This window comes from Roseivirga sp. (genome assembly GCF_965216855.1).
GTDB lineage: Bacteria > Bacteroidota > Bacteroidia > Cytophagales > Cyclobacteriaceae > Roseivirga.
The window spans coordinates 2660960-2678379 of record NZ_OZ244204.1 but is presented as its reverse complement, the minus strand read 5'-3'; the positions used below and the strand labels follow the sequence as shown (position 1 = coordinate 2678379).

The following is a 17420-nucleotide window of genomic DNA, read 5'->3' as shown; positions in this document are numbered from 1 at the left end:
AAGAAGTGCCAGTTATGAGGAGAGTTTGTTCCAAGTCAAACTAATTTTGCGCAAGATAAATATTCTTAATCAATAAGACGTTCTTAACTCTAAAAGCATTTTTTTAGCTAGTTTCTTTCTATCAAAGTCCTTAGCAAGCTTTTCACAACCAGCTTTGAGATCATCAATTAGGGTTTTGTTTTCTCTAAGCTTGTTCAAAGCGTTGAGGAATGATTCTTGATTCTCAGGCTCAAAAAAAAGCCCAGCATTATAGCCTTCCACAATTTCACGAGCCTCACCATCAACACCAAGTAGTATTGGAACCCTCATTGCCGAGGTTTCAAATATTTTAGAGGGAATGACAGTTTTGAATAACTCAGACCTTTTAAGGGGAACAATCATTGCATCTAGAATACTTATGTATCTCCAGACATCCTTTTTTTCAATTGGATCAAGAAAGGTGACATTAGATAGATTATACCCTCTGGCTTGACTTACCAAGCCATTCTTTATTGCTCCAGAACCAACAAATAAAATGTGAATATCTGAATCTTCCAGAGATTTGGCACAATCAATTATGAAGTCCAGTTTATGAGCAAGTCCATGTGTTCCTATATAACCCAAAACAAACTTTCCTGCTAAACCTAAATTCTCTTGAAGTAGCTCATCAGACTTACTACTATCATATAAATCCAGGTTTGCACCATTTTTGATTACGGCAATCTTCGCCTCATTAATACCTCTATTTATTAAGTTATATTTAAAACTATCTGTCACAGTAATAACTTTCTTTGCAGACTTGTAAAGACTCAATTCCAATCTTTCTAGGGCTCTAAATAATATACCATCCTTCATGGCTCCTACGGTCTTGATAGATTCAGGCCAAAGGTCTCTCACCTCCATTACCCAAGACTTCCTTTTAAAGAAGGAAAGCCAACGACCTGAAAGGGCCACAAAAAACTGTGGTGATGTAGCAACGATAACATCCGTCCTGACAAAAAGCCCTGCGAAAAATGATGTGATAGCAAAGCTTATGTAGTCTAACGTTCTCTTTAAAAACCCTTCATTCGAAGCTATATAGCTCCATACACGCACTACCTTTATTCCATCAATTTCCTCTCTCCTATAAAACTTGTTCTTGTATCCCGGATAAACTTTTCCCTGCGGAAAGTTAGGAGCGCAAGTAATAACGGTAACATCAACTCCCTTGCTTACCCATTCCCTGCAATGCTCATATGTTCTAGTAGCTGGAGCATTTACTTCAGGAGGAAAATTGTCTGTGATAAAGAGTACCCTCATTATAACTTTTCCAGAATAGAAACAATCCTCTCTGCAGTTTTACCATCCCATAGCTCAGGAATACCTCCCTTTTTCCAATTTCCAGAGAGCAGTTTTTGCATAGCCGAAGGAATGGCATTTACATCTGTTCCTATCAATTCATTTGTTCCAATTTCACAGGTCTCAGGTCTTTCGGTATTATCTCTAAGTGTCATGCAAGGCACGCCCATTACTGTCGTTTCCTCAGTTATCCCACCAGAGTCTGTAACAACGGCCAAGGCCTTTTTAACTAAGTAATTAAACTCCAGGTATCCAAGAGGCTCTACTAGTTTAAGTTTTTCACTATTCAAGCCCAATTTTTCAAACACCTTGGCTGTTCTTGGATGAACTGGAAAAACTATTGGAAAATCTCCTGAATTGACGATTATCGTATCCATGAAGTTCTTGAGCTTGGCCTCTTCATCCACATTAGCAGGCCTATGCATTGTCATGACTAAGTACTTCTTTTCCTGAAGACCCAGCTGATCCCAAACATCTGGCTTTTGAAGTCGAGATTCATTCGCTCTTAAGGTGTCAATCATGGTATTGCCTACGAAGTGAACTTGCTCTTTAGAAGCACCAGCTTTATAAAGATTCCTATTCGCAGTTTCTGAAGTGGTAAAGAAAAAATCTGTTATGCTATCTGTAACCATGCGATTAATTTCTTCCGGCATAGTGAGATCAAATGATCTAATACCTGCCTCAACATGAGCTACCTTTATATTGAGTTTTTTTGCCGCAATTGAACAGGCCATTGTGGAAGTTACGTCACCTACAACAAGAGTAAGATCGCAAGGCTTCTCTAGAAGTAGTGCCTCATATCTCACCATAATTTTTGCTGTCTGTTCTGCTTGAGTACCAGATCCCGATTCTAGATTAACATCGGGTTCAGGGATATTTAATTGTTCGAAAAAAGAGCCTGACATTTTTTTATCATAATGCTGCCCTGTATGAACGAGGCGATATTGCAAAGTACCTCCTTCTTGTTGTCTCTTTTTTATCCGATGTATAATTGGAGCCACTTTCATGAAATTCGGTCTGGCACCGGCAATAATATCAATGAGCATAGTCTATTCTAATTATATTTTTTTTACTCCCTTTGATAATCAATTTTTTAGCTTGAACAAGTCGATTATAACCTGCAGCAAACATATAGTTTTCTAAATAGCATTCACCTACTGGGTCCATGAAAATCTCAAATCTTCCAACTCGAAAAGTATTAGTAGAGATTTCTGAAACTGAAACCTCTGGATGAAAATGAAGGTGGGATATGGAATCCAACTGATTTATTCCGTCAAGATTGGATTGGATCATGAATCCTCTAGATGTTACCTCAAATGTCCTTTGAACAAGAACGCCAAGTCGTTTGTAACCGTTATGACTTGCCGATATTATGGAGCTATTATCTTTATTCAAAGAGACGATGGCTCTTCTACCAACTCTAAATCCCCCCCAAACCTGTGAAGAGTTTTCATTACTTACTACCAAACAATTATGACTCCTTGATGAGCGCTCTAACTGCCTTTGTTCATTCTTCTCATAAGTTGAAATACCAGTATCAACTATAACGGGGCTTCCTTCATCAAATAGTAAAAAGTTCAGCTCATCTGCATGGGCATGTCCTGGTTGATAAGAAGGGGTTACCTGACCAACATCAACCAAAAGTCTAGCATCTCCCGACTCAAGCCATCTATAACCTGATTCCTTAAACAGGATATTATTTTTTAAACTCAATCCTAGGCTCTCAGCATAGTTTAAAAGCTCAGAGCTCTTCGGGGCGATGTTTGGTGCCGAATCTTTAACAAAGGGAATATCACCAGAAGACAATGTAATATTAACTAGCCAGTCCACCATTGCTTGAGCCTTCGACCTTAATTCAGACAGTATTTCTTGATTTTTCCATGGGTTGCCTTGAACAATACTCACAACATCGAGCAATCTGAACAACATGATTTGATGATACATCGGAGAACGTTCAAAGTGCCCACCATCGGCTAGAATTTGCTCTTTGAGTTCTTGCAGTAACAAAGCTTTTGCTCTAGCATAAATCTGCTCATCTTGAAAGTAATAGGCAGCAAATATTAAGGCAAATGCATTTTCAAGTAAATGATTTGCCAAAAGATGGTATTCTAAGTTGTTGAGGAGTAATTGAACCTGATGATACAACCTTTCATCAATTCCTTTATTTGTGACTTTATTTTTAGAAAGAAACTTAATCCAATTGATGATTCTTAAAGAAATAGGAAAGGGCTCGACCCCATCCTTTAAGTGATCCCAGTTATCTATATAGTTTTCAATAAGTGAAATTCCTTCCTCATAAGACAGGTCATCCGACAGAAGGAATTCAAAGTAATTAAGATTATATGTCCAAAGCTTTCCATACTCGTTGAAGTTCCAATCGATTTTGTTCCTGTCAAATTGCTTAGTGAGGTTTAAAAATTCAAACTCAATCTTATTCTCTTTATAGTTAATCAAGTCATCAAAAAGAGCTGCATTTAGATGTCCTACATGAATTTGATCTTTTGGCCTCGAAACATAATTCTTCAACTTAGGCTTTAACCCTAGTTTTCCCCTTAACCTATAAAACACCTGATATTGGATTTGAATCCACTTCAGGTGTTTTACAGTATTTAAAATGAGTTGAAACTTACCCCACATTTATCCAGCTACCAGTCTTAAGGCTCTGAATTGCAAGAATGCTCGCTTTGCTTACATTTATAACTTCCTCAAACGGAATGATTGGGTCACCTCCCTGCTTGGCGAATTGACTGAGCCTTCTAAACTGCTCAACATGCCCTTTATCTTGTTTAGTTTTAACCTTACCAAAACCTTTCACTCCATACCCCTTGGTCAATCTAAAATTGTCACAGACAAAAGTTCTCTCTTGAGAGTATACTTCAACTCTTTCTTTAGAGTAGGACTTTGAGCCATTAGCAAAGTAATTTATTGTTCCCTGAGATCCATTTTGAAATTTCACAAGCAAAGAAGCATTATCTGTATTTTCTTGAGGGTTGTTGCCTAAAGCGCTCATACAAATGGCAGCCACTTTACTTCCGGATAGATAAACCATTAGGTCAATGTAGTGACATGCTTCACCAATAATTCGGCCTCCACCAACTTCCATATCATGCACCCAGACATCTGATGGAATGAAGCCAGCATTCATAGTGGCTACCATATTAATAGCTCCGGCTCCATCTCCCAGAGCTGATTTTATTTTAGTCATGTGTGGGGAAAACCTTCTGTTAAAACCAACCACGACAGACTTACTATTGTCTAATGCAGCCTGCTGTATTTGATCTACCTCCTCTAAGGTTAGGGCTAAAGGTTTTTCAACAAATACGTGTTTACCAGCCTGCAATGAATCCAAAGTCATTCTAGCATGCATGTTGTGTCTGGTTGTAACCAAAACCAGATTTACATCTGAATCGTTGAGGATTTCGTTATAGTCGCTTGTAGCAAACCCAGCATTAAACTTCTTTGCTAATGTTTTAGAACTTAAACCTCCAGAACTGGCGATATATTTTGCCTGTACACCGTTCTTTTGAAGTGCTGGTAATATCATGGCATTAGTAAAATTACCAGCTCCGATAATGCCTAGCTCTCCTCCTTTAGATTGATATGGCCCAACAGCCACTTTGCGATCTAATTGCTTCTGATCGCTGCTATATTTTAATAGAGTAGCAATTGATTTGGAGGATCCAATATTGCCGTAAATCTTTTGGAAATCCTCTAACGGCAACTCTTCAGTAATGAGCGACTGAACGTCCAACTTCCCGCTCGCTATAGCGCTTAGTACCGCCTCAAAGTTTCTTTTTTCTGTCCATCTTACAAATGGAAGTGGATAGTCTTGACCTTTTTGTTCATATGCTTCATCATAACGACCAGGGCCATAGGAACAAGAAACCTGGAAGGTCAACTCCTTTTCATAGAAATCGGCTCTAGAAATATCCAAACCAATAACGCCAACAAGAATAATTCTTCCTCGCTTTCTACTCATTTGAGCAGAATTCGAAATGATGTCGTTAGATTTATTTGAAGCGGTAATAATTACTCCATCTGCACCCACACCATTGGTATGCTCTTCTACAATCTTTACCTGGTCTCCTCCCTGAGCTAAGTTAAATGCTTTGACTCCTTTAGCCTTTGCCAAATCAACCTTTGCTTGGTCAAAGTCGAAACCAATTACTTCGCAACCATTGGCCAGGAGAAGTTCGGCAGTAATTAAACCGATTAGACCAAGACCAATAACCACTACTTTTTCTCCAAGAGTTGGATTAAGTAGCCTAATGCTTTGAAGACCTATTGCGCCAATAACTGTAAAAGCCGCTTCTTGGCAGGTTACATTATCTGGAATTTTCGCAACCAAGTTCTGAGGTATACTCACATACTCAGCATGATTTCCATTTGAAGCAACCCTATCGCCTACCTTGAACTCTTTTACTCCTTTACCAACCGCAATGACCTCTCCTACATTACAGTAACCCAAAGGCAAGGGCTGATTAAGTTTGTTAAAAACCGTCTCGAGTGTCGGCATTAAACCATCAGTCTTGATCTTATCCAAGATCATTTTTACTTTATCTGGCTGCTGACGGGCTTTTTCAATCAAGTTGGCCTTTCCGAATTCAACTAACATTCTTTCTGTACCAAGGGAAACTAAAGAATTGGTAGTTTTTATAAGAACTGCGCCACTCTTAACTAGTGGCGCAGGAACTTCTTCTAATATCGTTTGACCAGATTTAAGGTCTTGTATGATTTGTTTCATTCTGCTGATTGATTGTAAAGGGCGTATTTGTCCTTTTCGCCCGGATAGTTTATTAGTACAGCCCTGTATTTACCCTTAAAAACAAACAGACTACCAGCTGCTGCTCCTACAGGTCCAAATACATCTATTAATTGGCGTATATCATTTAAATTTCCAGCACCACCAAGAAATGTAATTGGCAAATCAAGAAGATCTCTCATTTTTTCATTGAGCTTCATATCATAACCAGTCATGGTGCCATCATTGTCGATCGAGTTTACTACAATTTCACCAACACCGATAGACTGAAGTTCAAGTGCAAGGTCGAATGGATCTGACTTTATTTCATTTTTGCCGTTATTTGTGAAAAGCCTATATTTCTTATTCCAACCGCTCTTTTTTATATCTAGAACCGCAACAACACTTTGTTGACCTACAGCATCTGCCATTTCTTTGGCAAGGTTTGGCTGATCTACTAAAGCACTGCTCATAGCAACCTTTTCCACACCAAGATTGACTAACTTTAAGGCTTCCTCTGGAGTTTTTATTCCTCCGCCATAACAAAGCGGCATACGACATTCTGACGCCATCTTCTCAATTAAAGTGAAGTCGGGAGTTAATCCTTGTGAAGACCTGTCAATGTCAATCACAATCAATTCATCAACTTCCTTCTCATTAAAAATTCTAACTGCATTCAACGGATCTCCAACATATTTTGGATCCTTGAACTTCACAGTCTTAACTAAACCATTTTTATGGATAAGGAGAACGGGAGTAATTCTTGATCTGAGCATCTAAATATTAGCAAAATTTTTAAATACTTGAATGCCGTTATCATGACTCTTTTCGGGATGAAATTGAATTCCAACAACATTTTCCTTTTTAACAACACAAGCAAACTCTTGTCCATAATCTGCTTTAACCAAAACGTCCTCTTCATTACTTGGACTCATAAAGTAAGAGTGTAAGAAATAGAACCCCTTATTAAAGTTTACATCTTCAACAATCTCATTCGGCTTTGCTAAAATCACACTATTCCAACCCATATGGGGTAATTTTGGCTTATTATGAAGTTTATTTTGATCGATTTTTTTTACTCTTCCACTTATCCAGCCAAGTCCTTTTTCAGCTCCTTCTTCACTAGACTCTGCCATAATTTGCATTCCTACACAAATTCCCAATACGGGTATCTTATCGTTAAGTACCAGTTTATCTAAGACGCTTCTCAAACCAGATTCATTCAAGAGATTCATTGTTTGATCAAAAGCACCAACACCAGGGAGAATAAGGCGTGTCGCTTCCTTTAGCTTTCCAGGATCACTAGTAATAAAATAATCTAGATTAAGCCTCTTATAAATATTGGCAATGGCCTTGACATTACCAGATCCGTAAGCTATAATACCAATCATCTTTTACCACCCCTTACTAAACCTAGTCCCCTCATAACTTTAGCCCCAATATTATAAATGGATTCTTGGTTTTTATAATCCTTGTATGTCTTATTAGGCGCATCGAAGCATGCCTGTAGTTGGGAGACCTCCATATCTAATTTATTGGCCACAAATTCAAAATCATGATGAATATTCAAAGGATCATAAGGTTTTGATTTAAGTTTTTCCATTGCCTCTTCTCTTGTCATCTGGCCTGTGAGAATTAAACTGGTATACTGTACTTTCCTTACATCATAACCAAACTTTTCGTAGAGCCAATAACTCTCGTAGAACTTGGTAAATCTAGACTCAAAGTGTTTTTGAGGATATTCTTGCCAACCAAATTTTTCCTTCAATAATTGAACGGCCTCTGTTTTGATATAAGGCATGTAGTTGAGTGGAGTAACTACCTTTATATTCTTAATATACGGTAGATAAACTTTGTGCCATATAATATTAGTTAATGGGTAATTCTTGAGTTTACCCTCTCCGAACTGATTGAAAATGTCTTTAATCTGTCTTGAATCGGATTGGAAATACATCCATTCTTTAGGGTTACGAATACACTCCGTGGAATAATTTGCCCCAGTCAAAATATTATTGACCTTGTACTTGTCAGCAAATTTATACATGGTGGCAAAAAAAGCATGATCTTGTGGAGTGTCCACATGTGGAACCCCAGACCTAAAAAAGGCTCTTTGCAAATCCTTCATTTCCTCCCAGTCAATCACCTCAGTGAATAAATCAAGGTTGAGTTTCTCGATCATCACCTCAATATTATTTACTGCGGTTTGAGAGTTCCAGCCAGCATCAACATGAAAAACCAGTGGTCTTAAGCCAAGTTTTTCTACTGCCAAATACAAAAGATATGAGCTATCTATTCCTCCACTCATACCCATTATACAATCGAAATCTTTCCCCTTCCCTTCCTTCTTGATTTGCTGAACAATTGACTGGAGTTTATCCCATCCCTTTTGTCCTGTATTCCAATTAGGCTTTATATGACTATCAAATGTGTGACAATGGTCACAAACACCTTGTTCATCGAATGTAATTTGGGAGTCAGTCGTGTCCATTACACAATTAATACATACCTGTGGTTCTTTCAATGCAATATAAATATTAGTTATAATCTGAATTTAGCGCCCTTTTGGCGATCTCTGTATAGCTAAACTCTTTCGGACCTTTAAGTTGAGCCACACTCCGCATTCGGTCAAAAAGGGCATTATTATCTATCAATCGATTAATTGTTTCTATTATTACCTGTTCAGTTACTACATCTAAAAACATGCAATTGCCTCCAAGGTCTACATGCTCTATACCATGCCACCGTTTAAACACGCAAGGCAAACCAAGCCCTGTAGCTTCCTCCCACAATACTGAGTGCGTCCCAGGAAAGAATCCTAAATCAGCACACAGAAAGTACTTGTAAATCTCCTTGGAGTCAACCCAATCTTTATAAATAATGGTTGGGTTTTCTTTCATCTTATCTACAAATTCCTTTAGCTCCACGGTCGGTTTTCCAAACAATAAAAGTTTTACCTTATCACTTGTATAGGCTATTTTCAAGACGGCTTCCATTAAAACATGAATGTTCTTGCGTAGATCAATTTTCCCTCCGGTTACAATTACCAAGTCAGTTTCTTCTAACCCTAATTGTTGACGCATTTCTTTCCTTATAAACGCTTTTTCACTTGTTTTAAAAAGTGTGTCATCAGTACCAAATGGTAGTAATCCTATTTTTTCCTTAGTAATGCCATATACCTCATGAAGAAACTCATTTCTCAAGGGAAGTGTCCCATAAAACCTAGTTACAAATGGTTCAATTAGCTTTGCACAATATTTGTATATGATTCCATGAAGGATATTTCTTGAAACCAATCCCTTAGCACTATTGATCAGGTCTGTATGACAGTCTACATAGATTTCAACTTTGTTCTTCTTCGCATAATCTTTGACAGCACTGATACTGAGAAACTGACAATCATGCATAAAGATAACATCGGGTTGAAATTCGATAATTTCCTTTTTCAGTCCTTTGTATAACCTCAATTTACTTATCACCTTGTGGGGTAGCCATTTTTGGTAAGCTAACCTAGTGACAGGAATATTGTCTGATGAAATGTAGCTGGAAGCTTCTACATACCCCAGTTTCATAGAAGTGAGATAGGTTTCGGTACTGGCCAATATTTTCACGTCATGCCCATGCATTCTATGAATTTTGGGCAAAACGTTTTCTTGATAACCAAAATCATCAATATAGAAGGCTGCTAGACAGCAATGTAGTACTTTCATGATTCAACCTTGCTTAAAAAAATATCTGGATCATTGAAGTAGTCACCCATGCCGGCAATTTTATCATCAGTCCAATCCCACCATGCTGAATCAAGAAGCTTTTTAGCAGTAATTTCATCAAATCTCTTGCGGATCTCCCTGGCCGGTACGCCTGCCACTATCGAATAAGGTGCAACATCTTTTGTGACCACACTTCCCATGCCTATAACGGCACCATTCCCTATACTTACTCCTTGTTTAATCAATGTACATTCACCAATCCAAACATCATTACCCACCTGTGTTCTCAAAGGCGTTTCTCTCTTATGTTTGGCAAATTTAGCCTTGATGCTATCTCTTCCCTCATAGAACGCTGGTGACATTGATACCCATTCCATGGGGTGCATCCCCCCCCCAATGATGACTTTATTTGCAATCGAACAAAAAGCTCCAATATCAGTATTGATAATCTCACAATCATATCCACAAAATGAGTGTTTTCCAAAACTGGAATTTACCACCTCACTTCCTGCCTCCACTGTAGAAGTAGGATGAATATCAGAGTTAACTATAGCCTTTCCTCTAAATTTTTTAAAGAACTTAGACCAAAAATAAATTAGCTTACTCATTGTAATTGTTTGAAAAGAATAAATTTTTTTTAATCAAAGAACAAGATTTCTCAAAAGTCAATTTAGCCAAAAAGCAAAACGATAGGGGCAGCACATATTAGACCCATTATAAACAGACGATAAAAACAAAAAGAAATAAAGAACTATTCCAATTACAATAGGTGTTTGAAACACTCTATTCTTCCAATAATATACTACCGTCAGACTCAGTATTATGGATTTGACAAAAAGGAAATAGTTAAAAACCCTTGCTATTAATTGAAACTCGTAAAAAAGATTGAAAAGAATTACTCCAAAAAAAAATAAAACAAAGTAAATACTCAATTGCCTATTTTCTTGGAGTATTTTAGGGCTTAGCCAAATCAAAATGAAGTTTGTAACTATTTCAAAAAAGTACCCTAAACCAAGTGAAGTTTCATCAGCAGCCAACTTACCAGATTGATAATACCAAAAAAATTTGGCAAACATACCTCCTTGTGGCCCTAAGAATTCAAAAAATGAAGCAAAAGCCCCCATGAACATATTTCCATTTATTAAGAGAAATGTGACTACAAACAGAACTAGCCAAACCGCTCTGTTCGTTAGGCATCTATAAGGCAAAAAATATAGAGGAATCAAAAATAGTATACTCAAATGAAACAATGCACCAAGCAAGATAAAAAGCAGATATTTGATAAAATTTCTCTCAACCACATACCTTAATGAAAAAACCCAAATGGTCATCGCAGCGAACTGTCTCACACCGTTAAGAGACCAAAAGAAAAACTCATCTACAAATAGAAAATAAACGAACAGCGGTAAAATAAATCTTGGGACACTCTTGAACAGGAAATACCAGCTAATTAAAGCCATAGCTGCAAACAACCAAATATAATTTAACCCTAAATAAGCAATCACTTTCATCAGGTGAAAAAATGCCCACTCATAGCTTTGATCCGAAAACTTTAGCCCCTCCCTGATTTCAATTTGCTGAAAATCCAAATAATAACCCTGCCAATCTACTCCAACATCGTACCTAAAACCGACAATAAACGTGATCAAAATCAAAGCCAAAAAAGGACCTATTTCAAGCTTTGTTGGGTAAGAATAATGAAAATTAGAAATACCTACTCTTGATTCTTGCTCTGAAGTAAGTAATATCAGAAGAAAAAGTAGACCTAAGTATATGAAGAAAGTAAAAAAATCAAACACTGCTCAATGCTTTCTTAAATAGTTCTTGATAATCTTTCCCGATATTTTCCCAAGTCAGTTTTTCAACTACTTGTCTAGACTCCTTTTGGTATATATTTAAAGCTCCATTTAAAAACTTATTCATTACATGCTCCAAATTGTCCTCTATTGTATTTCTGTTTACAAACAAGGCTGATTTTTTATGTTCGAACAAGCCATCTATCCCTGTATTTTCATGACCTATGCACAAACAACCTGCCGCTGCCGCTTCTAAAAACACCCTTCCTAATGTTTCCGGATAGCTGGGCATAATAAAAACATGTGCAGATTTATAGGAATTTATGACATCCTCTTTAGGTAGAAACCCCTCAAGGTGGACACAATCATCAATTCCCAAGTCTTTGATAAGACCTCTTAAATTCTCCATCTCAGCCCCATCTCCTATAATTTTATACTCGAAGCAAAAGCCCTTACTTTTCAGGTTGGCTAATGCGTTAAGCACCATATCCAAATTTTTCAATTTCAAAAGTCGACAAACGCTTAAGAACTCAAGCTTGTCTGTTCCCTTTTCAGCTTGCGTAAAATATTCTTCATCTAGCGGATGTAGAATAAGTTTAGCATCCATTCCGCTCTTAACTAAATTATGGATAGATGGACTATGTGTGTAAACTGCTGACGAGTTCCTAATTACATTTTTAACAATCGGCAAGTTTTTGAATAGCCTCCATTGCGAATTAAGAATTCTCAAGTTGATAACATATGGAATAGAATATGCTCTATTCAACCAATATGCAACAATTGAATCTGGAAAAATATTTTGAGATAAAATAAGATCAACTTTCTCGAGAGAAGCAAAACTTTTTAAAACACGCTTTTTGAAAAAAAGTTCATTAATCGGCAATAGTGCCCAATTAACCCAAAAATTACTGGTGGGTAACACCAACCATGAATAGAAAATAACAACCTGGTTCTGAATCGTTATCCCCCCCATTTTTTTTAGAAATAAAAACTGTTCCCAACGCTCTCTCCTTTTAGCTATAAATCCAGGAACATAAGGTAAGTACTTCAAAATTCGAAACTCAATATTAAATTGGTTCGATAAATTCTTCTGCACTAATAAAATTATATCATTCTCTCTGTGAAGCTTAGGCAGTGGAATAATTGAAGCAATATTCAAAATCTTCAAAACCGAACTATTCTAATTATAATTCAACACTAATGGCCGACTTAAGACAAATTCTTAACAAACGGCACAAGATAATTTTTAAGATATATTCTTACCGGGATTACGACCAGACCCACAAAAGTAAACATTATCACAATTAATTTTCTACTAAGTCCTGACTTTGAACTTGGAATTAAAACAGGTTGGATAATGGCCATAGTAGGTGTGTCTCTGTTTATTTGTAGTTTTGCCTGCTCAAGTTCCTTAGCTAAGCTCAAATAAACCTCATAAGCAACATTATACTCTGCTTGAAGCTGTTGTAATTGAATTTTTGCGCTTTCAGTATTTATGTTTCTGTTTCCATCAATAAAGACTGCTAATTGTTCCTGCTTTTCAATGAACTGTAGCTTCTTATCATTATAGCTTTCGATGATAAAGTCTAAAGAATGTTGAGCGTTTTTTACCTTGTAATTAATCAATTCTCTTTCAAGAAGATCCTCAACATATTTTGCAAGCTGTGCTGCCAGTTCTGGCTCTGGCATTGAGACTGAAATTGTTACAAACCCATCCTTTAAATTGGAAACAATTGATATTTGCCCATCAATTCTTGAAAAATGTCTGAGTTCCTGTTCGGTCAGCTTAACCATGGACTCCCCATTTTGATTGAGAGTTGTTTTACTTTGTTCTTCCTCTTCAGGTTCAAACAAACTCAATATCAAACTAGGAAGACCAACTGTGTATTTTTTAATCGAATACAATAATGGGGGCTGATAATACTCTTCAAAATATTCACGATATGAAACTTTCTTATTGAATCTCTTCAAAAATAAGGGTGCTTCAAGTATTGAGAGTTTAAAATAGACATTGTTGAGAATATTGGGATATAGACTAGGAGGGAATTCATCATTACCTGAGGCGGTACCTAAATTGATTCCTGCCAAAGAGGCCAAACTACCCAATCCAGAACCATTTCCTCCTGTCGTCCCATTGGAAACTTGCGGGATAAAAACCGAGCTTGCTGTATATTCATCACCAGTAGACAGAGCAATTCCTATTCCGATTAAAAAAAAGATCCCTCCGTATAAAAGTATTGATCTTCCCTTTGTCAAAACCTGCTTTAAAAATTGAAAAACACCATCCTCCTGGAAGTTTTTGCTATCTTTGTTCATCCTTTTTTAAGATTAATTATCTTGAGACAAATTCTTCAATCTGTGAATATAATTTCAGAGAAAAGTCCTCGAAATTATTTTTTTTGAGAAGCTCCAAGAGTTGATTTCGATTGTAGTTCTTTTTCTCCTCCGAAAGGAAAAAGTCCTCTGATCCCAAGTCTCTAGCGAAGTCCTCTAAACTAAAGATGAGAAACCCTTCCGACTTTAACCACTTACTATGAATATTAGCAGTGTTCATGTATATCTTCAAGCCAAATTCAATTGCTAGGAAAATAGTGGCACCTGCACATTGACGTAAGCTATTGGTTACAAAGGCAGATGAGTACATAATATACTTTTTAAACTCATCTCTTGACATAAAGTCTTCGATAAAATGAACAACCGTATCTTTTCCAAATTCTTTAACCTTATCCGCATAAATCTTAGGTCCTCCGTAATTAAACAATACCTCGAAATTGGTATTGGAATAAGGTTCATTTTCCCTTATTAAATCGAATAATTCGATATGGTTATTTATCGAGTTCCTACTGTGACCTATTATTACTCGTTTCTCCCTTTCTTTTGAATTGTTTATAAGCTGATTAAGGTCTAGAACACGTTCGGAAGATGGCATTACTAAAAGACGTGGTAATTTTCCACTCCAATAAGTATTAAGCATCTGATATTCCATTTCTGAGATCATCAAAACAGTATCCACTCTTTCCAATGCTGCTCTAAATGACACTTTCATCTGGATCAGGTGACGGAATTTATTTATAATTCTTTTAGGAAGATTTCTAATCTGACTTTTCTCCGACAGGATGGCTTTGGTCTTTTGTGTATAAATTAAAGATGGGATTCTACCATAAAGCTCGTAACCAAAAAATCTCCAAATTACTAATACGTTGCCAGGGATAAATCTAAACAACCTGAGTACCCAATCATTCAATCCCCAAAACACAACAATGTTAACATTTGCAATTTTATGTTTGAACTCTCTATCCAGCTCTCTGAGTGTTTTTGCGTAAGTAACTATGTACTCTGACTCAAAATTCTCACTACCAAAAAATAAAATCTCATTTTCAAAAAAGTCACCCCCAAATAGGTTTTTTGAGCCTTTTATAAATTTTGGATCACAATGAATATGGAGTGCTTTCACCGTGTGAATTTGGACTTATTGAAAGATTAAAGAACTAATCTAAAATTGAACAACAGATATAGAAATAAACTTCCTTTACAATGGTTTGATTTCTCCAATAAAGGGCTTTGCTGGATTACCATAAACCTTTTCACCTGAATGAATATCTTTTATGACGTTTGAAGCCATCCCTACAAAACAATTATCCCCCACTTTCAAATAATTATTGAAAGTACTATTCAGACCAAAGAAATTGGCTCTCCCTATTTTACTATTACTACCAATAACATTATGTGCCGCCACAAAATTATAATCACCCAATGAGGAATCGTGCCCAACCAATGAGTTAGAATGTATAGTACAATGATTGCCAATTTGAACATTTGAATTTATAACACAATTGGCAAGAATAACAGAACCACAACCTAGCTTTGCAGATGAAGACACTATAGACGAAGGGTGCACAAAAGTATGAAACCTCTCTAGCGGAATCCCATAGCTGTTTAAAAGATCAATGCGCTCTTCCATAAGGTCAGGTCTATACAACTGAAAAATAAATTCAACATCAGTGAACGACTTATATTTATTGAAAACACTTCTAGTTTTTGACACAATAGGAAAGCCATTAATTTCAAGACCAAAACTTGGATCATCAAAAGCAAACCCAAGAAATTCAACATTTGCGTCCTTAATCTGAGCATCATAAATCTGCTCTGCTACGACAACTGCACTTCCTTTTCCTCCAATAATGATTACTTTTTTTCTCATTGTTCTTGTAGAATAAGCCTTACCAAATAGTCAATATCAGCAAAAGAATATCTTTGATCAATAGGCAAATAAACAACATTGTTCACGAATTGATACTCTAAATCTTTCTCATTGCAAATATCCAAAACATTTGTCCAGTATATGGGAGTGTATACTTTCCTAGATCTAAGTGAACTTCTTAAATCTACTCTGTTAGTCCAAAATGGATAAATCATCGGAACACTTTCTGCACTCAGTTCAAATGTGAAAAAATTTCCTTCCGACAGTCTCTCATGGATTCGTAAAAAGTTGTTCCTTCTAATTTCTGCTATTGATTCATAGTTAATGGACATCAAAATATGACTTGTAAGATTCGACATGAGTTTAATTGGTTGGTTCTTAAGTCTACTCTCATTCTTAGCAAAAGAAGTATATCCAGACTCTGCCCCTGTGTCTATTCGCTTCAATAAGTGTTCACTCCTGTCGCATGAAACATCTTGTTTTAACTCAACCTTCAAGGTCTCATCAATATACAAATAGGCTCCATCTGGCACACCAAAAAACTTACGAGGAGAATAAAAGGTATCTACATGCGCTATCGGCTTAGAGTAAAAAGACTGAGAATTATCAATTATTAGATTCTCACATCGACAGACAAGTTCTTTGATTAAATCATTCTTTAATCCAAAATAATTCACATACAACAAGGCTTGGTTCTTACCGACTTTAGAAAAATCAAAAAGGGGTTCAAAATTTTTGTCAATATGATAAAGCTCAATCTCAGTTTCAGTCCTTTTTAAGGGCTCAAATATGACATCACAAATAAAATATGGTAAATATACCTTGTCATACCCTCTTATCATAAGAATGTACTCTAATGCATTTCGAGCTGTGTTGAGTTTAATAGCTCCTTCATGAAAATGGTAAAAGTTACCAGCTTCCAGTCCAAAGTAACCCCCTATACTCTTCACAAAATTTCGTATTTCTTAATCAAGAGAGCAACTTGCTCTACGGAATTAAACATTATCACATCAATTATGGACAGCCATGGAATAAATTCATTATTCATTTGATCGTACACAATTGATTGAGGCTTAATGAAATATAAATCTAAATTTTTCATCCTAAAATCTTCTTTACTATATAAGCCTGCTCCAGAAATAGGGTTAACATATTGCGTTGCCGCTTCCTTCATACATATGTCCATCACTCTTTCCTGTCCAGACAAATTACTGTTATTATAATCAGAAGATGAATTAACAAATTCAACCTTCAAATCAAGGTATTTATTAATACTCTTTAGGCTTGAAATTGCTAATTTAGATATCAAAAAATCATGTTCTGAACCTTCAAGAACGACATGTAAAAGCTTAAAGGCATCTTCAAAAAAAGGGGCTCTCTTATAATTCTGCTCCACAGTTTTATAAAACTTATCCTTCCACCTATCATAGTGCTTAGAACTTATTCTAATATCCTTAATTTTCGTAAATGAACTTTGCCTTTCAAGCGGAACGCTGAACAAATAAGACCGATTATTTACCAATATATTATTTCGATTAATCCACCCCTGCTTGATAAAAGTAACATCATCATAGACTACAAAACGATCTACTGAGTTGATCAATTGAAAGTACCCTAGATAAGGGAAAACATAAGGTTGCATTATAGCTAATCTCAAT

General features: G+C 36.3%; 16 protein-coding genes. All 16 read right to left on the bottom strand.

Annotation, left to right across the window (positions count from 1 at the left end; genetic code table 11):
- Positions 1-69: 69 nt before the first annotated feature.
- The 16 genes from ACOOEY_RS11855 to ACOOEY_RS11780 all read right to left on the bottom strand — a co-directional run bounded on the left by ACOOEY_RS11855 (position 70) and on the right by ACOOEY_RS11780 (position 17419).
- On the bottom strand, positions 70-1278 hold the full coding sequence (locus tag ACOOEY_RS11855; RefSeq protein WP_420384928.1) for a glycosyltransferase family 4 protein: 1209 nt from the start codon (positions 1276-1278) through the stop codon (positions 70-72).
- The gene (gene wecB, locus ACOOEY_RS11850) at positions 1278-2363 is read right to left on the bottom strand and encodes a non-hydrolyzing UDP-N-acetylglucosamine 2-epimerase (protein ID WP_420384927.1); all 1086 of its coding nucleotides are present in this window, start codon (positions 2361-2363) and stop codon (positions 1278-1280) included. Before wecB ends, ACOOEY_RS11855 begins: the two co-directional genes overlap by 1 nt.
- The gene (locus tag ACOOEY_RS11845; RefSeq protein WP_420384926.1) at positions 2353-3954 is read right to left on the bottom strand and encodes a heparinase II/III domain-containing protein; all 1602 of its coding nucleotides are present in this window, start codon (positions 3952-3954) and stop codon (positions 2353-2355) included. Before ACOOEY_RS11845 ends, wecB begins: the two co-directional genes overlap by 11 nt.
- Entirely contained in the window at positions 3944-6061 is a 2118-nt protein-coding gene (locus ACOOEY_RS11840; RefSeq protein WP_420384925.1) for a bi-domain-containing oxidoreductase, read from the bottom strand. Before ACOOEY_RS11840 ends, ACOOEY_RS11845 begins: the two co-directional genes overlap by 11 nt.
- Entirely contained in the window at positions 6058-6834 is a 777-nt protein-coding gene (locus ACOOEY_RS11835) for an AglZ/HisF2 family acetamidino modification protein (protein ID WP_420384924.1), read from the bottom strand. The genes ACOOEY_RS11840 and ACOOEY_RS11835 overlap by 4 nt, the downstream gene beginning before the upstream one ends.
- Positions 6835-7449: an imidazole glycerol phosphate synthase subunit HisH gene (gene hisH / locus ACOOEY_RS11830; RefSeq protein WP_420384923.1), complete on the bottom strand. Its 615-nt coding sequence runs from the start codon at positions 7447-7449 to the stop codon at positions 6835-6837.
- Positions 7446-8579, bottom strand: coding sequence for an N-acetyl sugar amidotransferase (locus ACOOEY_RS11825; protein ID WP_420384922.1), 1134 nt, complete (start codon positions 8577-8579; stop codon positions 7446-7448). Before ACOOEY_RS11825 ends, hisH begins: the two co-directional genes overlap by 4 nt.
- 13 nt (positions 8580-8592) lie before the next feature.
- Complete coding sequence (locus tag ACOOEY_RS11820; protein ID WP_420384921.1) at positions 8593-9765, bottom strand: glycosyltransferase family 4 protein; 1173 nt, start codon at positions 9763-9765, stop codon at positions 8593-8595.
- Positions 9762-10373 carry a CatB-related O-acetyltransferase gene (locus ACOOEY_RS11815; RefSeq protein ID WP_420384920.1) on the bottom strand — a complete coding sequence of 204 codons (612 nt, stop codon included), beginning with the start codon at positions 10371-10373 and terminating at the stop codon, positions 9762-9764. The genes ACOOEY_RS11820 and ACOOEY_RS11815 overlap by 4 nt, the downstream gene beginning before the upstream one ends.
- A 57-nt stretch (positions 10374-10430) precedes the next feature.
- Positions 10431-11564, bottom strand: a complete 1134-nt coding sequence (locus tag ACOOEY_RS11810) for an EpsG family protein (RefSeq protein ID WP_420384919.1) — start codon at positions 11562-11564, stop codon at positions 10431-10433.
- Positions 11557-12729 (bottom strand): glycosyltransferase, encoded by a 1173-nt coding sequence (locus ACOOEY_RS11805; RefSeq protein ID WP_420384918.1) that lies wholly within the window; start codon positions 12727-12729, stop codon positions 11557-11559. Before ACOOEY_RS11805 ends, ACOOEY_RS11810 begins: the two co-directional genes overlap by 8 nt.
- Positions 12730-12770: 41 nt before the next feature.
- Positions 12771-13877, bottom strand: coding sequence for an exopolysaccharide biosynthesis protein (locus ACOOEY_RS11800; RefSeq protein WP_420384917.1), 1107 nt, complete (start codon positions 13875-13877; stop codon positions 12771-12773).
- Positions 13878-13893: 16 nt separating this feature from the next.
- Entirely contained in the window at positions 13894-15015 is a 1122-nt protein-coding gene (locus ACOOEY_RS11795; RefSeq protein ID WP_420384916.1) for a hypothetical protein, read from the bottom strand.
- 75 nt (positions 15016-15090) lie between these two features.
- Positions 15091-15762: an acetyltransferase gene (locus ACOOEY_RS11790; RefSeq protein WP_420384915.1), complete on the bottom strand. Its 672-nt coding sequence runs from the start codon at positions 15760-15762 to the stop codon at positions 15091-15093.
- Positions 15759-16712, bottom strand: a complete 954-nt coding sequence (locus ACOOEY_RS11785; protein ID WP_420384914.1) for a hypothetical protein — start codon at positions 16710-16712, stop codon at positions 15759-15761. The genes ACOOEY_RS11790 and ACOOEY_RS11785 overlap by 4 nt, the downstream gene beginning before the upstream one ends.
- Complete coding sequence (locus ACOOEY_RS11780; RefSeq protein ID WP_420384913.1) at positions 16709-17419, bottom strand: WbqC family protein; 711 nt, start codon at positions 17417-17419, stop codon at positions 16709-16711. The genes ACOOEY_RS11785 and ACOOEY_RS11780 overlap by 4 nt, the downstream gene beginning before the upstream one ends.
- Position 17420: the final 1 nt, after the last annotated feature.